Origin of the sequence: Gordonia metallireducens (genome assembly GCF_021245825.1) — a bacterium.
Lineage (GTDB): Bacteria > Actinomycetota > Actinomycetes > Mycobacteriales > Mycobacteriaceae > Gordonia > Gordonia namibiensis.
This window is the reverse complement of the sequence record NZ_JAJQJP010000052.1, coordinates 54,970-74,028: the sequence shown is the minus strand read 5'-3', so window position 1 is coordinate 74,028 and position 19,059 is coordinate 54,970. Positions and strand designations below refer to the sequence as shown.

Genomic DNA, 19,059 nt, shown 5'->3' with positions numbered 1-19,059 from the left:
GTCGATAAGGTGTGAGTCGTGACTGAACGCACTCTCGTACTCATCAAGCCGGACGGCGTCGAACGCTCGCTCGTCGGCGACATCATCAGCCGTATCGAGCGCAAGGGCCTCACCCTCGTCGCTCTCGAACTCAAGACCGCAAGCGACGAGGTGGCCCGCGGCCACTACGCCGAACACGCGGACAAGCCCTTCTTCGGCTCGCTGCTGGAGTTCATCACCTCCGGCCCACTGGTCGCCGCCGTCCTGGAGGGTCCGCGCGCCATCGCGGCCTTCCGTCAGATCGCCGGCGGCACCGATCCCGTGGAGAAGGCGGTGCCCGGCACCATCCGCGGCGATTTCGCCCTGAACACGCAGTACAACCTGGTCCACGGCTCGGACTCGCCGGAATCGGCCGAGCGTGAGATCAGCATCTGGTTCCCCGAACTCGCAGGCTGACCGGGGTCACCTCGGTCCGACTCGGTTCGACGCGCGTGTCAAACGCGCATACTTTGCGGTCATCCGACCCCCGTGTGGGATACTTGCAGGGTTATCGCCGACACACTTTGTCGACGATGGCCGGATGACGCGCCTTGGTTCGGCGCGTCGCGGTGCGGCAACCTCGCACCGCGACGCCCACAACCACAGCTGACCCCGCCGAGGTTCGTGCTGCTGCCAGCAGCCGAACACTCAGGCTTCGCCCTGTGCCCGGTGTCGTGGAAGGCGCCCGGGATGCGGTCATCGACACAGCAAGAGCGTTCTCTGCTGAACCGACACGGCTCAGCGTGATGACGCGCAGACCACACAACACCGGCCATACGTGGACCGGGACACAGAGCAGACCCTCGCGTGGCCGCGTCAGCCCGACGCGCCCGGGGGTTCGAGGAGACTGAGTGACCGACAACGGGTCACCGGCTGACGCGAACGCAGCGCCAGAACCGGTGGAAGAATTTCCCAGCAAACTTCGTGTGCACGCACTGGCCCGCTTTCTGGGCCTGACAAGTCGGCAGGTGCTCGCGCACCTGGCCACTCTCGGGGTGCAGACGCGTAGCCCCCAGTCGAGCGTCGACCGTGAGGTGGCGCAGGCCGTGGCCGAACGGGTGCGGGCGAACGTCGAGGCCGATGAGCCGGGCGTGACCCCGGCCGCCTCGGAGGAAGCCGCCGACGAGCCTGCCGCTGCTGAGCCGACCGTCGTGGAGCCGGCTGTCGAGGAGCCTGCCGCGGAGGCGGAGGCACCGAAGGCGGAGACGCCGAAGGCCGATGAGCCGCCGAGTCTGTTCTCGGCCGCGTCGACGCGGTACGACGAGCCGGTAGCGGCGCCCACCGCCGAATCCGACGCGTCCTACGGCACCCAGCCGTTGTTCCTGCAGCCGCAGGCCCCGGCCGAGAAGCCGAAGACCGCACGCCCGGCCAAGCAGGCCGATAAGCCCGAGCAGGCCCAGAAGACCGATCAGGCCGAGAAGCCGGCGAAGGCCGACGACTCCGGCGCGACGACTCGGGAAGCCAAGGCTCCGGAGACGAAAACGCCCGAAACGAAGGCCCCTGAATCGAAGGCTCCTGAGACGAAGGCTCCCGAGACGGAGACCGCGGACTCGGATGACTCTGACGAGACCGCGGACAACGCGGACAATTCCGATAACTCCGACAACGACGACTCCGGTTCGGGTCGGAGCCGTCGTCGGCGTCGCGGACGTCGTGGCCGCGGCCGCGGGCGCGGCGACCAGGGCGGTGACGGCGAGTCGGGCGATGCGTCGGACGACGACGATTCCGACGAGAACGGCGACAACTCCGAGGGCAAGTCCTCCGTCGGTGACTCCTCGACCGACTCCGCCGACGAGGCGGCCACCGACGAGACTGCTGACGAATCCACATCGGACGAAGCCAAGTCAGACGAATCGAAGTCCGACGAGTCCAAGTCGGATGAGTCGAAGTCGGATGAGTCGACCTCTCGCCGTCGGCGCCGCCGCCGGTCGGGGTCGGATACCTCCGAGGAGGCCGCCGGCAAGGACTCCGCTACCGACGATTCGACGAAGGGCGAGTCGAAGGGCGAGTCGAAGGGCGAGTCGAAGGACGGCGATTCCGACGACGACTCGGACGACAACGACGGCGATGACTCCGGGGACGATTCGGGTGAGGGGTCCTCGACCCGCCGCCGCCGGCGTCGTCGCCGTCGCAAGGGCGGGGGAGACTCCGACGAGGGTTCGCCGGATGATCCGCCGAACACCGTCGTCCACGAGCGTGAACCCCGCAGCAAGCGGGCGCGCGACGAGGTGCAGGGTATCTCCGGTTCGACGCGCCTCGAGGCCAAGCGCCAGCGCCGTCGCGACGGCCGTGACGCCGGTCGCCGGCGTCCGCCGATCCTGACCGAGTCGGAGTTCCTGGCCCGTCGCGAGGCGGTGGACCGCGTGATGGTGGTGCGCGAGCGCAGTGCCAACACCAGCATCTCCGACGGCGACGGCCACGACCATGCCGCGGTGGAGGACTACACCCAGGTCGCGGTTCTCGAGGACGGTGTCCTCGTCGAACACTTCGTCACCACGGCGACGTCGTCGTCGATGGTCGGCAACATCTACCTCGGTCGCGTGCAGAACGTGCTGCCCGGCATGGAGGCGGCGTTCGTCGACATCGGCCGCGGGCGCAACGGCGTGCTGTACGCCGGCGAGGTCAACTGGGACGCCGCCGGACTCGACGGCGGTTCCCGCAAGATCGAGCAGGCACTCAAGCCCGGCGACCATGTGCTCGTGCAGGTCAGCAAGGATCCGGTGGGACACAAGGGTGCCCGCCTGACCACTCAGATCTCGCTGGCCGGCCGGTACCTCGTCTATGTGCCCGGCGGGTCGTCGACCGGTATCAGCCGCAAGCTGCCCGACGTCGAGCGCAAGCGCCTCAAGCAGATCCTGTCGAAGCTGGTCCCCGAGGACGCCGGCGTGATCATCCGCACCGCCTCCGAGGGCGTGAGTGCCGAGGAACTCGGTGCCGACATCGCCCGCCTCGAGGCGAAGTGGAAGTCGATCGAGGAGTCGGTCGAGAGCGCCAAGAAGTCCGGCTCCGGCGCGCCGAAGGCGCTCTACGAGGAGCCCGACCTGCTGGTCCGCGTGGTCCGCGATCTCTTCAACGAGGACTTCAAGAAGCTCGTCGTCGAGGGCGACAAGGCGTGGAACCTCGTGGAGGGCTACGTCAGCTCGGTTGCCCCCGATCTCATGGCGCGGGTGGAGAAGTTCAGCAAGCCGCACGCGGATGCCCCGGACTCGTTCGTGGTCCACCGCATCGACGAGCAGTTGGCGAAGGCGCTCGACCGCAAGGTGTGGCTGCCCTCGGGTGGCACGCTGATCATCGAGCACACCGAGGCGATGACGGTCGTCGACGTCAACACCGGCAAGTTCACCGGTTCGGGCGGAAACCTCGAGGAGACGGTCACCCGGAACAACCTCGAGGCGGCCGAGGAGATCGTGCGGCAGATGCGTCTGCGCGACATCGGCGGCATGATCATCGTCGACTTCATCGACATGGTCCTCGAGTCGAACCGTGACCTGGTGCTGCGTCGCCTCACCGAGGCGCTGGCCCGGGACCGCACCCGTCACCAGGTGTCGGAGGTGACTTCGCTCGGACTGGTCCAGATGACCCGTAAGCGTCTCGGAACCGGTCTGCTCGAAGCGTTCTCGACCCCCTGCACCTCGTGCGGCGGTCGCGGCCTGATCGTGCACGCCAACCCGGTCGAGGTGCGCGGCGGCGACGATTCGGCGAAGTCGGACGGCGCCGGCTCCAAGCGTTCGCGCCGCGGCAAGAAGAAGTCGGAGGCCCCCGCCGAAGCGGCGGCACCCAAGACCGCGCCGCCGTCGACCACGCCGCACAAGCCCGCTGCCGAGCACCCGTTGTTCCGGGCGATGGCCGCACATCACCACGACGATGAACATCCTGAGGGGGCGCATCCCGAGGGCGAGCGCCACGAGGGTGAGCACGTCGAGGTCGAGCAGGCCGTCGCGAATGCCGCCGAGACCCCGGTGACGGCGGGATCGGCGGAGTCGGAGAAGGCGGAGACGCCGGAACCGGTCACGAAGGCCGAGAAGCCCGCGAAGGTGGAAGAACCTGCGAAGGCGGACGAGCCGGAGCAGGCCCAGGAGCCCGCCGAGACCAAGGAGCCGACCGCGTCGCCCGATGGCCAGGCACCTGCCGCGAAACGTCGCCGCCGGGTGGTCCGGCGTCCGGCGCAGACGACGACCGCACCGGAGAACGTGGTGATGACGGCCGTCGACGCGGCTACGGAGGCGCCGAAGACGACCTTCGGTCCCGTCTCCACCGGAGAGCCGGTGGTCGCGGTGCGCCGACGCCCGCGGAAGCGGACGGCGGGCAGGCCTGCCGGACCGCCGCCGGCCGACAGCTGAGGTCCGAGGTGAGGGACCGGCGGGGCGAGTTTGACCCGGCCACCGCCGTTCCCGTAACCTTGGAAAGTCGCCTCCCGCGGAGGGTCTGCGCTGTTCTGCGTGCCACGTGCATCGGAACCGGCACAAATCCCGTGGCAGGCCCTCTGGTGTGAATCGCAGACACTCCCGGTCATCTGACTGGGTGGACTGCGGCCCGCACCGGCACGCACTACACGAACGCCTTCGAATGCGCCTCGGCGCTGACGAAGGGCCCGACCAGACGATTAAGAGGAAGAACTTCGATGGCAACGTACGCGATCGTCAAGACCGGCGGCAAGCAGTACAAGGTCGCTGAGGGCGACACTGTCAAGGTCGAGAAGATCGACGAGAAGGTCGGCTCCACGGTGAGCCTGCCGGTCGCGTTGGTCGTCGACGGCTCGACCCTGACCACCGACGCCGACAAGCTGGCCAAGATCTCGGTCACCGGCGAGGTCGTGGAGCACGTCAAGGGCCCCAAGATCCGCATTCACAAGTTCAAGAACAAGACCGGCTACCACAAGCGCCAGGGTCACCGTCAGAAGCTGACGGTCCTGAAGGTCACCGGCATCAAGTAGTTCGACAAGCTTCGCGAAGACCTCAGGAGGACTGACACATGGCACATAAGAAGGGCGCATCCAGCTCCCGCAACGGTCGCGATTCCAATGCCCAGCGACTCGGCGTGAAGCGCTTCGGTGGCCAGCAGGTGAGCGCAGGAGAGATCCTCGTTCGTCAGCGCGGCACCAAGTTCCACCCCGGCGTGAACGTCGGCCGCGGTGGCGACGACACCCTGTTCGCGCTCGCCGCGGGCGCGGTGGAGTTCGGCAGCAAGCGTGGCCGCAAGACGGTCAACATCGTCCCGGAAACCGCTCAGGTCTGACCCGAGCACTCCGGCACGACAAGCCTTTTCGCAGGGCGGGCAGGGTCATCACGTACCCGGCCCGCCCTGTTCTTTTTTGACGGAAGAAGGATTCGATGTCACGGTTCGTCGACCGCGTGACCATTCACGTCGCGGCGGGCAACGGTGGCCACGGCTGCGCGTCGGTTCACCGGGAGAAGTTCAAGCCTCTCGGCGGCCCGGACGGCGGCAACGGCGGCAACGGCGGGTCGGTGACGCTCGTCGTCGACCCGCAGGTGCACACTCTGCTCGATTTCCACTTCCGTCCGCATGCGAAGGCCGGCAACGGCAAGCCCGGCGCCGGCGACAACCGCGACGGTGCCATGGGCGAGGATCTCGTCCTCAAGGTGCCCGACGGCACCGTCGTCCTCGACGAAAACGGCACCATCCTCGCCGACCTCGTCGGCACCGGTACGACCTTCGAAGCCGCTCAGGGCGGCCGCGGTGGCCTCGGCAACGCCTCGCTCGCGTCGAAGGCCCGCAAGGCCCCCGGTTTCGCGCTCCTGGGTGAGGAGGGCCAGCAGCGTTCCCTCGTCCTCGAGCTGAAGTCGGTGGCCGACGTCGGCCTCGTCGGTTTCCCGTCGGCGGGCAAGTCGTCGCTCGTGTCGGTGCTGTCGGCGGCCAAGCCGAAGATCGCCGACTACCCGTTCACCACTCTCGTGCCGAACCTCGGTGTGGTGCAGACCGCCGGTGACGTGTTCACCATCGCCGATGTGCCGGGTCTGATCCCGGGCGCCTCGACCGGTCGTGGTCTCGGACTGGAGTTCTTGCGGCACCTCGAGAGGTGCGCCGTTCTCGCGCACGTCGTCGACTGCGCGACCCTCGAGCCCGGCCGCGACCCGGTGTCCGACATCGACGCCCTCGAAGCCGAACTGGCTGCGTACAAGCCGGCTCTCGACGCCGACCACGGCCTCGGTGACCTGGCCGAGCGGCCGCGTGTGGTCATCCTCAACAAGGTGGACGTCCCCGACGCCGCCGAACTCGCCGATCTCGTGGAACCCGAACTGGCCGAACGCGGTTGGCCGGTGTTCCGGATCTCGGCGGTGGCCCATGAGGGTCTGCGCGAACTGACCTTCGCGCTGGCGAAGATGGTGCGCGAATACCGGGAGGCGCAGCCGGAGAAGACGCCTCGCCGGGCGATCATCCGGCCGAAGGCCGTCGACGACACCGGTTTCACCATCGTCCGCGACCCCGAGATCGAGGGCGGCTTCATCGTCTACGGCACGCGCCCGGAGCGCTGGATCGCCCAGACGCAGTTCGACAACGACGAGGCCGTTGGCTACCTGGCCGACCGCCTCAACCGCCTCGGCGTCGAAGACGAACTGGTGAAGATGGGTGCCGAGCCCGGCGCCCCGGTCACCATCGGTGCGGTCACCTTCGACTGGGAGCCGAGCACGCCCATGGGCGACGAGGTCCCGGTCACCGGACGCGGCACCGACATCCGACTCGACCGCAACGACCGCGTGGGCGCCCACGAACGCAAGCAGGCCCGCCGGCTGCGGCGCGGACTGCCCGTCGAGGACGGAGAGCAGGACAAGTCGTGACCGCGGAGGCCGGCATCGAGGTGCGGGGCGTGCGGGAGCAGATCGCGCACGCGCGCAGCATTGTGGTGAAGATCGGCTCGTCGGCGCTGACCGACCTGGCCGAGGGGCTCGACCGGGACCGGCTCGACGCCCTGGCGGACGCGCTCGAGGCGCGGATGCGCGCCGGGTCCGACGTCATCGTCGTGTCCTCGGGTGCGATCGGCGCGGGTATCGCCCCGCTCGGTCTCAAGAAGCGTCCGAAGGATCTCGCCACCAAACAGGCCGCGGCCAGCGTCGGACAACTCGCCCTGGCGCACGCCTGGGGGACGTCCTTCGCCCGCTACGGCCGCACCGTCGGGCAGGTCCTGTTGACCGCCGACGACATCTCGAACCGCTCGCATCACGCCAACGCCCAACGCACCCTTGATCGTCTGCGATCGCTCGGTGCGGTCGCCGTTGTCAACGAGAACGACACGGTCGCGACCAACGAGATCCGGTTCGGCGACAACGACCGGCTCGCCGCACTCGTCGCCCATCTCAGCGGCGCCGACGCTCTCGTGCTCCTCTCCGACGTCGACGGCCTGTACGACGGCGACCCCCGCAAGGTGGGCGTGGACGGTCGGCGTGCCCGTCTGATCCCCGAGGTGAACGGCCCCGAGGACCTCGACGGCGTCATCGCCGGGTCCGGGGGAGCGCTCGGCACCGGTGGGATGGCCTCGAAACTCGCCGCGGCCCGCCTGTCCGCCGACGCCGGTGTCCCGGTTCTGCTCGCCGCCGCATCGTCCGCCGCGCAAGCCCTGGCCGACGCCTCGGTGGGCACGGTGTTCGCCGCCCGCGAGGAGCGGTTGTCGGCTCGTCGCTTCTGGGTGCGTCATGCCGCCGACGCGCGGGGCAAGATCGTCCTCGACGACGGTGCGGTGGCGGCTGTATCCCGCAGGCGCCGTTCGCTTCTCGCTGCCGGCGTGGTCGGCGTCGAGGGCCGGTTCTTCGACGGCGATGTGGTCGAACTCGTCGACCAGCGGGGCGTCGTGAAGGCGCGCGGGGTCGCCTCCTACGACTTCGACGACGTCACCTCGATGATCGGTCGCCACACCGAGGAACTCCCGGCCGAACTGCAGCGGCCCGTCGTGCACGCCGACGACCTGGTCGTCGTCTCGCGCTGAGCGTCCGGTTCCACCGGCCTGTCACGTTACACCGACCTAGAGGGCGGCGAGAGCGGGCAGCACCATTTCGGCCCGATGGTCGATCTTCAGTGTGGCCAGCTCGTCGGCGCGGGTGTGTCCGCGGTTGAGGATGATCAGCGGTTTGCCGGCGCGATGTGCCCGGCGTGCGAATCGCAGGCCGGACATGACGGTGAGCGATGACCCGACCACCAGCAGCGCGTCGGCCTCGTCGACCGCCGAGAAAGCGTGCTCGACAAGGGGTTTGGGAACCGTCTCGCCGAAGTAGACGATGTCGGGTTTGAGGATGCCGCCGCAGTGCGGGCAGTCGATCATCTGGAAGTCCGAGGTGTCCGACAGCGTCGCATCGGCATCGGGCGCGACCTCGATCGCTCCGCGGCCCGCGACACGTTCGGCGAATCCCGCGTTGACCGATTCCAGCAATCCGGCGAGTCGGTGTCGGGAGATCCGCCAGTCACAGGTCAGGCAGCGGACCCGCCCGTAGCACCCGTGGAGCTCCAACACGCCCCTCGTCCCGGCCTTGGTGTGGAGCATGTCGACGTTCTGCGTGATGACCGTCGACACCGAGCCTGCCGACTGCAGGTCGGTGAGGGCGAGGTGCGCCGGGTTGGGGAGAGCTGCATCCATGTGGCGCCAGCCGAGGTGGTTGCGAGCCCAGTAGTGACGGCGGAACTCGGGGGAGGACAGGAACATCTCCAGGGTCATCGGCGTGCGCGGCGGTGAACCGGGGCTGCGGTAGTCGGGGATTCCGGAGTCGGTGGAGATGCCCGCGCCGGTCAGGACCACGACCCGACGTCCGGCCAGGATGTCCGACGCGAGCTCGATACGCTCGGCGACGTCGTCGTCGAGCGGCGTGTGTTCGGCCGGGGCGTGGCCGAGCTGAAGACGAGTGCGCACCCTGCCCAGGATAGGCGCGACTCAGACCGCGTCGACCTGGTCCAGCGCCGCGGTGGTCTGCGCGACAAACCATCGTTCCCACCGGTCGGGGGTCCACCCCCGATCGCCGACGAGGCGGAGCCAGACGGTGCGCGAGGCGAGCATCCACATCGAGTCCACGTGCTCGTCGGCCGGCTCTTCTCCGAGGATCAGCGTGAGCGCCCAGCGCACCTCGGCCCAGCGGGTCTGTTCACGCTGGTCCCGCAGGATCGCCGCGTCGTCGTCGGTGACCGCGGCCTGGTCGAGAACGTGCTGGATGGCGGCCGACCGGAGGTGCGCGGCACTGAGCCAGCTCGCGGCGGCCCGGATGCGTGTGGCCCGATCGCCGTGTCCCATCGCCTGGTATTCGGCGGTCTCGCGGACCGGAACGGTCTCGTCGCGGCGCAGTGCCGAGACGATGCACGCGTCGAGCAGGTCGAGTTTGTCGGCGAACTGCCGGTAGACGGTGGGCCGTGTCAGCCCGGCGCGGGCCGCGACGGCGGCCATCGTCGTCGTCACCCAACCTTCCTGGCAGAACATGGTGGTGGCCCTGTCGATGACCAGGGTGCGATTCTCGCGGGCGCGTGTCATTCGTAAATCCGACGAGTAGGACCTGACCACGGGGATCATTCTAGACATAATTCGAAATACACGGTGTAATGCCAATTACGGGTGACCCGCTCCGGGTGACCACCACGGGCGGGAGCGGCCATGACCGGATTCGATGTACCGACGCGTTTGGGGCGCATACGCGTTCGCGACGTCGGCGAGGGACCGCCGGCGGTCCTGTGGCACAGCATGTTCGTCGATTCCGGAAGCTGGGATCGGATCGTTCCCGGGCTCGCGGCCCGACGACGGCTGTTCATCGTCGACGCCCCGTGGTGCGGTGCGAGCGAGAAGTCAGCCGCCGCCGCCGACATCGAGGCGTGTGCGGATGCCGCGCGGGAGATCATCGCGACGGTGGGGGATGTGTGCGGTGCCGAGGCCGTCGACTGGGTGGGCAACGCGTGGGGCGGTCACGTCGGCATGCAACTGGCCGCCGTCGAGCCGGAGCGGATCAACACACTGGTCGCGATGAGTGCGCCGACCCGTCCGATCGACCGGGCACTGCGGCGCCGGATCGGACTCCTGTTGCCGATGTACCGCGTCATCGGTGCGCGAGGCCCGGTGTGGTCGGCGATCTCGACCACGCTGTTCACCGACCGGACACGCAGCGACGATCCGGAGGCGATCGCGGTGTTGCGGCGCGGACTCCGGAATTCCGGGCGGTCGATGATCCCGGCCATCCGCACAGCCATCCTGAACCGTACGGACCTCACGTGGGCGGCTGCGCGGATCACCTGCCCGGTGCTGTTCGTGACGACCGACGACCGCGGCGAGTGGACACCCGAGGAGGCCCGCGAGGTCGCGGACAACATGCTCGATGCCCGCGAGGTCACCATCCGGGAGGCCCGGGTGATCCCGGCTCTCGAGCAGCCGGGCCAGACCGTTGACGCGGTGCTGGACTTCTGGGCGCAGAAGGCAGAAGAATCGCCACTCCCGACGACAACCGCTGATAGCTAGCGATTGCCACCGGAAGTGGCGATCCTGGTGGGTCTTCTCAGGGGGCCGATCAGGAGGCCGCGGTCTCCTCTATGGCATCCTCGGCATGCTTGCCGGCCGGCTGCGGCACGGCGACCAGCGGGTACACGCCGTTCTCGTCGTGCACCTCGGTGCCGACCACCGGGGGATTGAACACGCACAACATGCGCATCTGCGTGTCGGCGGTGACCGTGTGGCGCTCGTGGCCGTTGAGCAGGTACATCGTGCCGGGGGCCAGCGGATGGGTCTCACCGGTCTCCCGGTTGAGCAGGGTGCCGGTGCCCTCGACGAGCCAGACGGCCTCGATGTGGTTGGCGTAGTGGAACTCGTTCACGCTGCCGGCGTCGATGGTGGTCTCGTGGAACGAGAACCCCACGCCGTCACCGCCGAGGACGATGCGCTTGGAGCGCCAGTGGCCGTCGGCGACGTCGCGCTCGGTACCGGTGATTTCTTCGGTGGTTCGGACGATCATCCGATCACCTCCTTGACTGCGTCGGAAAGGATGGACAGGCCGCGGTCGAGGTCCTCGCGCGAGATGGTCAGCGGCGGAAGCAGCTTGACGACCTCATCGGAGGGACCCGACGTCTCGGCGAGCAACCCGGCACCGAAGGCCTGCGCACAGACCTTCCCGGCTGCCGTGTGGTCGTCGAACACCAGGCCGCGAACCATGCCGCGACCGCGGGTCGAGATGCCTTCGTATCGGTTGCAGAGGTCGGTGAAGACCTCGTTGATGCGCTCGCCCTTCGCGTGGATCTCACGGCTCAGGGTGTCGTCGGACCAGTAGGTCTCGATGGCCTTGGCGGCGGTGACGAAGGCGGGGTTGTTGCCGCGGAAGGTTCCGTTGTGTTCGCCGGGGGTCCAGACGTCGAGCTCCGGCTTGAACAGGGTCAATGCGAAAGGCAGACCATAGCCGCTGATCGACTTGGACAGGGTGACGATGTCGGGCTTGATGCCGGCTTCCTCGAACGAGAAGAACTCGCCGGTGCGGCCGCAGCCCATCTGGACGTCGTCGACGATCAGCAGGATCTCGCGACGCTGGCACAGGTCCGCCAGTGCGCGGAGCCACTCGGCGCGTGCGACGTTGACGCCGCCCTCACCCTGCACGGTCTCGACGATCACCGCGGCGGGGCGGTTGAGGCCGCTGCCCGAGTCGTCGAGAACACGCTCGAACCAGGCGAAGTCCTCCACGACGCCGCCGAAGTAGTTGTCGAACGGCATCGGGGTCGCGTGAACGAGGGGGATACCGGCACCGGCGCGCTTCATCGAGTTACCGGTCACCGACAGCGAACCCAGCGTCATGCCGTGGAAGGCGTTGGTGAAGCTGATGATCGACTCGCGACCGGTCACCTTGCGGGCCAACTTGAGTGCCGCCTCGACGGCGTTGGTGCCCGTCGGACCGGGGAACTGGATCTTGTAGTCGAGTCCGCGCGGCTCGAGGATGTGCTCGTTGAACTTCTCGATGAAGTTCCCCTTGGCGACGGTGGCCATGTCCAGGCCGTGGGTGATGCCGTCGGCCTCGATGTACTCGATCAGGGCCTTCTTCAGCACGTCGTTGTTGTGGCCGTAGTTCAGCGAACCGGCGCCGGCGAAGAAGTCCAGGTACTCCCGACCGTTCTGGTCGGTGATGTGGGAACCCTTGGCGGTGGTGAAGACCGCCGGCCAGTTGCGACAGTAGCTGCGCACCTCGGATTCGTGGGTGGTGAAGACGGAATCGTCAAAAGTCTTGTCGAGAAGTTGCATATCGGTGCTTCCTTCTTGTGTGACATCGTGAGTTCGGTGCCCGATGGCGATATGAACTCTAAAATTGGCGTCGCAGAGCGACGTTGCTATCTGTCAGTGCCAACGACGTTGGGGCACTGTGCATTCCGGACTCGGTCAGTAGAGACACGGCTCACGATCTCCGGTGCTGCGGGATCACGCGCGAGCTCAGGGCTCGGGGATCTCCGGTTCCAGCATGTAGAGGTCCTCGGGCTCGTGCGAGTCCGGAAAAGTGTTGGCGGCGAACAGATCACGGCGCTCGAAACGGAGTCCGCGAGCCTTTGCCACCGACTCGAACAGTCGCTGCGACGGGATGTTGTCGGGACTGATCGTGGTGTGCATCGCCACCATTCCGTGGCGGTTCACACGATCGAACAGGTGGTGCAGCATGGACCCGGCGACGCCGTGCCCACGCATCGAGTCGTCGACGGCGACCTGCCACACCATGAGGGTGGAGGGGTCGCTCTGGCGACGGTATCCGGTGACGAAACCGACTGGACGGCCGTCTACTTCGGCGACGATCGAGGTCTCGGCGAAGTCGTGGCACCACAGCACATAGGAGTACGACGAGTTGACGTCGAGAACCTTTGAATCCGAGGCGATTTCCCAGAGGCGAGTACCGTCGGCGACAGTCGGCATCCGATAGTCGACGGTGAGGACAGTTGTTGGGGCCGTTCTTGTTTGTGAAGGGCTCATAACGCTCTCGACGTTAACAACGGGTATCCGGGAAGTCACCCACCAGCAGAAATTGCCCCATCGAACCCCTACCTTCTACCTGCTCAGGCATGCAATGTGAAGTGGGTCACAACCGTGTCACCCGCACGTGTATTCGGGGGTTCGCGGAAGAGCAGAATGGCCCCATGACGAGGATCATCGCGGGTGAACTGCGGGGGAGACGGCTCCGCGTTCCGGACGAGGGAACTCGTCCCACATCCGACCGTGTGCGGGAGTCGGTCTTCAACATGCTCGATGCCCGATTCGATCTCGACGGGCTCTGGGTGCTGGATCTGTATGCCGGTTCAGGGGCCCTCGGCATCGAAGCCGTCTCTCGTGGCGCCGCCGGCGCCACCTTCGTCGACGCGGCTCGGAAGGCCGCCGGTGTGATCGGTGCCAACGTGAAGGCCTGTGGGATCGCCTCGTCGACCACCGTACTGACAAGATCGGTGTCTGCCTACCTGTCCTCGCCGCCGGAGCGGACGTACGACCTCGTCTTCTCCGACCCTCCGTACGCGGTCGACGCGGCGGCGCTGTCCGAGGATCTGATCAAGCTGGCCGAGACGCGACTCTCCGAGGATGCACTGGTGGTGGTGGAACGATCCGCCCGCTCGACCGGTGACATCTGGCCCGACGGCTTCGAGGTCGTCGTGAACAAGAACTACGGCGACACGCGCGTGGAGGTAGGGGAGTTCACCGGCGCCTGACACGTGAGGTGTCGGAGCCGGGTGTCGGGGACCTGACGGTAAGTTCGGGCCATGACGACGGCAGTGTGTCCCGGTTCCTTCGATCCCTTCACCCTCGGTCACCGCTATGTGGTCGAACGCGCCGCGGCGTGTTTCGACGAGGTGGTCATCACCGTGGTGGTCAACCCCAACAAGCGCGGGATGTTCAGTGTCGACGAGCGCATCGCGCTCATCGAGGAGGACTGCGCCGATCTGCCCGGTGTGCGGGTCGATCGCTGGGAAGGGCTTCTCGTCGACTATCTGAAGCAGGAGTCGATCCACACGATCGTCAAAGGGCTGCGTTCGGCGGTCGACTTCGACTACGAGGTCCCGATGGCCCAGATGAACCGCGCCCTCGCGGATGTGGAGACCGTCTTCCTCCTCACCGACCCCCGGTTCGCGCATGTGTCGAGCTCGCTCGTCAAGGAGGTGGCCAAGCTCGGCGGTGACGTCACACCGTTCTTGTCGTCGCACATCCACAAGAACCTGACCGCGAAACTCACCGGCGAGCGGTCCGTCTAGAAGATCACCTGCGAAAACCGCGACACACCCCACGCGCTTCACCAGTCACAGCCGCAACATTCGGCACAATAGTCACAGATTCACCAACTGTTGCAAACAGGCAAGCGCCGGATTGGGGTGGCTGTGTACCGGGTATTTGAGGCTCTCGACGAGCTCGTCGCGATTGTCGAGGAGGCGCGGAGTGTGCCGATGACCGCGGGCTGCGTCGTGCCGCGCGGTGACGTGCTCGAACTCCTCGACGACATCAAGGACTCCATCCCGGGCGAGCTCGACGACGCCCAGGACGTCCTCGATCAGCGCGACACCCTGATCGGTGACGCGCGTGAGCATGCGGAGACGACGGTCGCCAAGGCCGACTCCGAATCCGAGGCCGTGCTCGCACACGCCCGCGCCGAGGCCGACCGCATCCTGTCCGAGGCCAAGGCGCAGGCCGACCGCATGGTCGACGAGGCGAGCTCGCACTCGAACTCGCTTGTCGAGGACGCCTCCGAGGAGGCCCGCCGACTGCAGACCAGTGCCGCCCGCGAGTTCGAGGCCGTCACCGGTCGTGCACGCGCCGAGGCGCAGCGCACCATCGATGCGGCGAACAACACGTATGACAAGTCGGTGGCCGACGGCATCGCCGAACAGCAGCGCCTGGTCTCCGAGACCGAGGTCGTCGGCGCGGCCAAATCCGAGGCCGAGCGCATCATCGACGCGGCGCACGCCGAAGCCGATCGCCTGCGTGGCGACTGCGACGTGTACGTCGACGAGAAGCTGGCCCAGTTCGAGGAGATCCTCACCGGCACACTGCGTTCGGTGAACCGCGGACGCCATCAGCTGCGCACCGGCGCCGGCATGCACGACTACGTCGAATACCCGCGCAGCGTCGACGAACAGGCACGCGACTCCCGTGGCGACAACTCGCGTTCGCGTGAGACCTCGCCCCGGAATTCCTACGACCGTGACCAGGGTTCGCCGCTGGCGGTGTGACGCACCGGACGGCCGACCCGGCAGATGGCGTGGCGGCGGTCGATGATTCGTGATCGCGAGCGTATGGTGCAGTTTGTGTCTGATCATGCTGTGACATCAGAGCCGTCGCACGGACCCGATTCCGCGCCGCGGCGCGATCCATTCGTCCTCGACGTCCGGTCGCTGGGTCGTCGTCCGGGAACCATGTCCGAGGTGCACCGGACGGTGACCACCCCGGACAAGCTCGGGGTCGAGATGATCGGTATCCCGGCCGGCTCGGACGTCGACCTCGACCTCCGGCTCGAGTCGGTGAGCGAGGGAATCCTGGTGACCGGCACCGCGTGCGGCGAGACCGTCGGTCAGTGCTCGCGCTGCCTCGAGCCGATCGACGGCACGGTGACGGTGTTCCTCACCGAGCTGTTCGCGTACCCGGACAGCGTGACCCATCAGACCACCGAGGAAGACGACGTGCACCGGATCGTCGACGACCGCATCGATCTCGAACAGGCGATCATCGACGCGGTGGCGCTGGAACTGCCGATGTCGCCGCTGTGTTCGGAGGATTGCGAGGGGTTGTGCCAGGTGTGCGGCATCCGGCTCGCGGTCGCCGAACCCGGTCATGCGCACGAGCTGATCGATCCCCGATGGGCCGGTCTCGCGAACAAGTTCTCGGAGCTCGCGGAGGACGAGAAGTCCGACTCCGAGAAGAAGTCCGGCGCCGACCAGAACCCCGGCACGCAGGAACGTCGTGACTGAGACCATCCGCGATGACGGCCGTCGTGCCGCGCTGCTCGCCGCCCTCGACACCGACATCCCCGAAGACCTTCTGACGCTGGCGCTCACGCACCGCTCGTATGCCTACGAACACGGCGGTCTGCCGACCAACGAGCGCCTCGAATTCCTCGGCGACTCCGTACTGGGCGTGGTGATCACCGAGCGCCTGTACCTCCATTTCCCGGATCGACCCGAGGGCGAACTCGCGAAGATCCGCGCAAGCGTGGTGAACATGCACGCGCTCGCCGACGTGGCCCGCGGCCTCGGCGACGAGGGCGGGCTGGGCAAGTACCTGTATCTCGGTCGCGGCGAGGAGATGACCGGCGGTCGCGACAAGGACTCCATCCTCGCCGACGGGCTCGAGTCCCTGTTCGGCGCCGTGTTTCTCAGCCACGGACTGGAGACCTCGCAGCGGATCATCCTGCGTCTCTTCGACGAACGCATCGAGAAGGCCGGACAGCTCGGTGCCGGTCTGGACTGGAAGACCTCGCTGCAGGAGCTGAGCTCCGAACGCGGCTACGGCCCACCGCAGTACCAGATCTCGTCCACCGGCCCGGACCACAACAAGGAATTCACCGCGATCGCGATGATCGCGGGGGAGAACCTCGGTGAGGGCGTCGGACGCACCAAGAAAGAGGCCGAGCAGCAGGCAGCGGCCCACGCGTGGAAAGCGCTCACCGAGCGCGCGGAGGCGTCGTCGTGACGTCGGCCTCGTCGTGAACTCGACCGGGCATGCCTGAACTCCCCGAGGTCGAGACCGTCCGCATGGGCCTCGAGAAGCATCTGACCGGGCGGACGGTGACCGCGGTCGAGGTCCTCCATCCCCGTGCCGCCCGTCGCCACGTCGGCGGCGAACCCGATCTGATCGGTCGCCTGGCGGGTAAACACGTCACCGGGGTGCGTCGTCGCGGCAAGTACATGTGGATCGACGTCGCCGACGACACCGACCGTGCCGCTCTTGTCGTCCATCTCGGTATGAGTGGTCAGATGCTCATCGCCCGCGACGGGGCGCCCGATCACACCCACCTCCGGATCCGCGCAATCCTCGACGACGACAACGAACTGCGTTTCGTCGATCAGCGCACCTTCGGTGGCTGGCATCTCGACGACTATGCGGTCTCCGATGACGCCGCCGACATCCCGGTGTCGGTGGCACACATCGCCCCCGACCCCTTCGACCCGGCCTTCGACGCTGCGGCCGTCGTATCGCGTATGCGCGCCAAACACTCCGAGATCAAACGGGTCCTGCTCGACCAGACCGTCATCTCCGGCGTCGGCAACATCTACGCCGACGAGGCGCTGTGGCGCGCCCGGCTGCACGGTAGACGCATCGCCGAGACGATCTCGCGCAAGAAGCTGCTCGAGCTGATCGACGCCGCCACCGCGGTGATGACCGAGGCGGTCGAGGTCGGCGGCACCTCGTTCGACGCGCTGTACGTGAACGTCAACGGCCAGTCGGGGTACTTCGAGCGGTCTTTGAATGCCTATGGGCGCGAAGGACAGCCGTGTCGCCGCTGCGGGGCCATCATGCGCCGGGAATCTTTCATGAACCGCAGCTCTTATTTCTGCCCGAAGTGTCAGAGACCGCCGAGACGCGGAAGTGACGCCGCTCGGTAGCGGATGGCTCCTTGTCTGTGTCGCTGACGCTGTCTCCGCTCGACGGTGCCCGGCTTTCTTGCCGGTGCGGTCCGGGCGGAGCTGCGAGAGTCGGAAACCGTGATGGTGAACGGGATTCCGAGGTGAAGCCGGCGAATCGTCGGGACCTGTGGCGGAATGTGCCGTCGAATCTGGCGCCGGCGGTGGTGGCGATGACCGACATGGTGCACGACGGGATTGCGATGCCTGATCTCGCACCGGGAGCCGAGATCTTGATCCATACCGTTGAAGGTGAGGAACCTGCTCACCTCGATGATGGGCCGGCACTGTCGGAGGCCGGGTTGGAGGAGGCGCACTGCGGTGCTGCGGATCGGAAGGCGTTGTCCAGCAGGGTTTCCGGCGCACCAGGAAAGTTGGCGTTGGCGGAAGCTGTCACCGTGCGTTGCATCGGGGTGAGTTCAGTATCATTGGCCATGGCTCGCAACGGTTTTCGTTCCACATACCAAGTGGTTCGGTGATCGAGGTGAGCCCATCGACACGCGCGCCAGGACTGTGGCAGCCGGACAGGCGGATCGCGGCGGAGGCGACGGTGCCGGTGGGTGGCGGCCAGCTCGACCTCGGATATGCGACCGAGGTGATCTACGCGGTGTGGGAATGGAAGGAACGCAACGCAAGCACGGAGTCGGCAGCGGCCTGACGGCCCGTGGCGACCGGCTCGGGAATTCATTCCGATCCACGGCTCTTACTATGGTCAGCGGTGCCAGCGCCGCCCCGCCGCCTGAGAGGACTCATCCCAGCATGACGATCGAACAGAACACCGCCGCCCCGGCCGGGACCGGTGAGCCGGCACACACCGACCTCTGGGTCGAGCGCACCGGGACCCGGCGATACACCGGGCGCAGCTCGCGCGGCGCCGAGGTGCTGATCGGCTCGCAGGATGTGGAGGGCGTCTTCACCCCTGGCGAGTTGCTGAAGATCGCGCTCGCGGCCTGCACCGGCATGTCCTCGGACCGGCCGCTGTCGCGGCGTCTCGGCGACGACTACGACGCCACGATCCGTGTCAGCGGTGACGCCGACCGGGAGAACGAGGTGTACCCGCGGATCGAGGAGATCCTCGAGGTCGACCTCTCCGAACTCGACCCCGACGCCGCACAGCGACTGCTCGTCGTCGTCGAACGTGCCATCGACGCGGTGTGCACCGTCGGACGCACCATCAAGGCCGGCGCCGAGGTCGACCTGAAGATCGAGACGGACTGACACCGTGACCACCGACACGGTCCGGCTGTCCGCATTCGTGCACGGACACGTCCAGGGCGTGGGCTTCCGATGGTGGACGCGGTCGCGGGCGCTGGAGCTCGGTCTGGTCGGTTACGCGTCGAATCAGGCCGACGGACGGGTGCACGTCGTGGCCGAGGGGCCCCGCGACAAAGTGCTGGCACTGCTCGATGCGCTGCGGTCCGGTGAGACCCCGGGCCGGGTCGATCTGGTCGTCGACAGCCTCGACCCGGCGCGCGGAGACCTGACCGGCTTCCTCGAACGGTGAGCGCT

Annotated in this window: 20 protein-coding genes and 1 pseudogene; 16 read left to right on the top strand and 5 right to left on the bottom strand. The window is 67.3% G+C overall.

Annotated elements, in window-relative coordinates; translation table 11 throughout:
• Nucleotides 1-18 precede the first annotated feature (18 nt).
• The 6 genes from ndk to proB all read left to right on the top strand — a co-directional run bounded on the left by ndk (nt 19) and on the right by proB (nt 7,957).
• Nucleotides 19-435, top strand: coding sequence for a nucleoside-diphosphate kinase (gene ndk / locus LQD00_RS20000; protein ID WP_232719070.1), 417 nt, complete (start codon nt 19-21; stop codon nt 433-435).
• Nucleotides 436-869: 434 nt separating this feature from the next.
• The gene (locus tag LQD00_RS19995) at nt 870-4,358 is read left to right on the top strand and encodes a translation initiation factor IF-2 N-terminal domain-containing protein (protein ID WP_232719069.1); all 3,489 of its coding nucleotides are present in this window, start codon (nt 870-872) and stop codon (nt 4,356-4,358) included.
• Between the two features lie 281 nt (nt 4,359-4,639).
• Nucleotides 4,640-4,951 carry a 50S ribosomal protein L21 gene (gene rplU, locus LQD00_RS19990; RefSeq protein ID WP_005198945.1) on the top strand — a complete coding sequence of 104 codons (312 nt, stop codon included), beginning with the start codon at nt 4,640-4,642 and terminating at the stop codon, nt 4,949-4,951.
• 38 nt (nt 4,952-4,989) lie between these two features.
• Nucleotides 4,990-5,253, top strand: a complete 264-nt coding sequence (gene rpmA / locus LQD00_RS19985; RefSeq protein WP_005198946.1) for a 50S ribosomal protein L27 — start codon at nt 4,990-4,992, stop codon at nt 5,251-5,253.
• A 95-nt stretch (nt 5,254-5,348) separates the two neighbouring features.
• Nucleotides 5,349-6,815: a GTPase ObgE gene (obgE, locus tag LQD00_RS19980; protein WP_232719068.1), complete on the top strand. Its 1,467-nt coding sequence runs from the start codon at nt 5,349-5,351 to the stop codon at nt 6,813-6,815.
• A complete protein-coding gene (gene proB, locus LQD00_RS19975) occupies nt 6,812-7,957 on the top strand; it encodes a glutamate 5-kinase (protein ID WP_232719067.1) in 1,146 nt (381 codons plus the stop codon). The genes obgE and proB overlap by 4 nt, the downstream gene beginning before the upstream one ends.
• A gap of 36 nt (nt 7,958-7,993) precedes the next feature.
• Here proB and LQD00_RS19970 read toward each other — a convergent pair whose 3' ends face one another.
• Complete coding sequence (locus LQD00_RS19970; protein WP_232719056.1) at nt 7,994-8,872, bottom strand: NAD-dependent protein deacetylase; 879 nt, start codon at nt 8,870-8,872, stop codon at nt 7,994-7,996.
• A gap of 21 nt (nt 8,873-8,893) precedes the next feature.
• Complete coding sequence (locus LQD00_RS19965) at nt 8,894-9,481, bottom strand: TetR/AcrR family transcriptional regulator (protein ID WP_232719054.1); 588 nt, start codon at nt 9,479-9,481, stop codon at nt 8,894-8,896.
• Between the two features lie 120 nt (nt 9,482-9,601).
• Between LQD00_RS19965 and LQD00_RS19960 the strand changes: the two genes are divergently transcribed.
• Nucleotides 9,602-10,453, top strand: a complete 852-nt coding sequence (locus tag LQD00_RS19960; protein ID WP_232719053.1) for an alpha/beta fold hydrolase — start codon at nt 9,602-9,604, stop codon at nt 10,451-10,453.
• Nucleotides 10,454-10,502: 49 nt separating this feature from the next.
• Here the strand turns inward: LQD00_RS19960 and LQD00_RS19955 are convergent, their stop codons facing one another.
• From LQD00_RS19955 to ectA, 3 genes are all read right to left on the bottom strand, one after another.
• Nucleotides 10,503-10,943 (bottom strand): ectoine synthase, encoded by a 441-nt coding sequence (locus tag LQD00_RS19955; RefSeq protein ID WP_232719051.1) that lies wholly within the window; start codon nt 10,941-10,943, stop codon nt 10,503-10,505.
• The gene (gene ectB, locus LQD00_RS19950; RefSeq protein ID WP_232719049.1) at nt 10,940-12,211 is read right to left on the bottom strand and encodes a diaminobutyrate--2-oxoglutarate transaminase; all 1,272 of its coding nucleotides are present in this window, start codon (nt 12,209-12,211) and stop codon (nt 10,940-10,942) included. The genes LQD00_RS19955 and ectB overlap by 4 nt, the downstream gene beginning before the upstream one ends.
• 186 nt (nt 12,212-12,397) lie before the next feature.
• A complete protein-coding gene (gene ectA, locus LQD00_RS19945; protein ID WP_232719047.1) occupies nt 12,398-12,925 on the bottom strand; it encodes a diaminobutyrate acetyltransferase in 528 nt (175 codons plus the stop codon).
• Between the two features lie 164 nt (nt 12,926-13,089).
• On the opposite strand from ectA, the gene rsmD reads away from it, so the two are divergent.
• The 9 genes and pseudogenes from rsmD to LQD00_RS19895 all read left to right on the top strand — a co-directional run bounded on the left by rsmD (nt 13,090) and on the right by LQD00_RS19895 (nt 19,054).
• Entirely contained in the window at nt 13,090-13,650 is a 561-nt protein-coding gene (gene rsmD, locus LQD00_RS19940; RefSeq protein ID WP_232719045.1) for a 16S rRNA (guanine(966)-N(2))-methyltransferase RsmD, read from the top strand.
• A 51-nt stretch (nt 13,651-13,701) separates the two neighbouring features.
• Complete coding sequence (gene coaD / locus LQD00_RS19935; RefSeq protein WP_232719044.1) at nt 13,702-14,190, top strand: pantetheine-phosphate adenylyltransferase; 489 nt, start codon at nt 13,702-13,704, stop codon at nt 14,188-14,190.
• 123 nt (nt 14,191-14,313) lie between these two features.
• On the top strand, nt 14,314-15,162 hold the full coding sequence (locus tag LQD00_RS19930; RefSeq protein WP_232719042.1) for a DivIVA domain-containing protein: 849 nt from the start codon (nt 14,314-14,316) through the stop codon (nt 15,160-15,162).
• A 42-nt stretch (nt 15,163-15,204) separates the two neighbouring features.
• Nucleotides 15,205-15,897 (top strand): YceD family protein, encoded by a 693-nt coding sequence (locus LQD00_RS19925; RefSeq protein ID WP_232719041.1) that lies wholly within the window; start codon nt 15,205-15,207, stop codon nt 15,895-15,897.
• The gene (rnc, locus tag LQD00_RS19920) at nt 15,890-16,618 is read left to right on the top strand and encodes a ribonuclease III (protein ID WP_232719039.1); all 729 of its coding nucleotides are present in this window, start codon (nt 15,890-15,892) and stop codon (nt 16,616-16,618) included. The genes LQD00_RS19925 and rnc overlap by 8 nt, the downstream gene beginning before the upstream one ends.
• A gap of 29 nt (nt 16,619-16,647) precedes the next feature.
• Entirely contained in the window at nt 16,648-17,532 is an 885-nt protein-coding gene (gene mutM / locus LQD00_RS19915; protein WP_232719037.1) for a bifunctional DNA-formamidopyrimidine glycosylase/DNA-(apurinic or apyrimidinic site) lyase, read from the top strand.
• Nucleotides 17,532-18,208 (top strand): annotated as a pseudogene (locus LQD00_RS22905) (HNH endonuclease); the annotation flags it as partial. The gene mutM and the pseudogene LQD00_RS22905, both read left to right, overlap by 1 nt.
• Before the next feature lie 101 nt (nt 18,209-18,309).
• On the top strand, nt 18,310-18,768 hold the full coding sequence (locus LQD00_RS19900) for an OsmC family protein (RefSeq protein WP_006866805.1): 459 nt from the start codon (nt 18,310-18,312) through the stop codon (nt 18,766-18,768).
• 4 nt (nt 18,769-18,772) lie between these two features.
• Nucleotides 18,773-19,054 (top strand): acylphosphatase, encoded by a 282-nt coding sequence (locus LQD00_RS19895; protein ID WP_119032562.1) that lies wholly within the window; start codon nt 18,773-18,775, stop codon nt 19,052-19,054.
• Nucleotides 19,055-19,059: the final 5 nt, after the last annotated feature.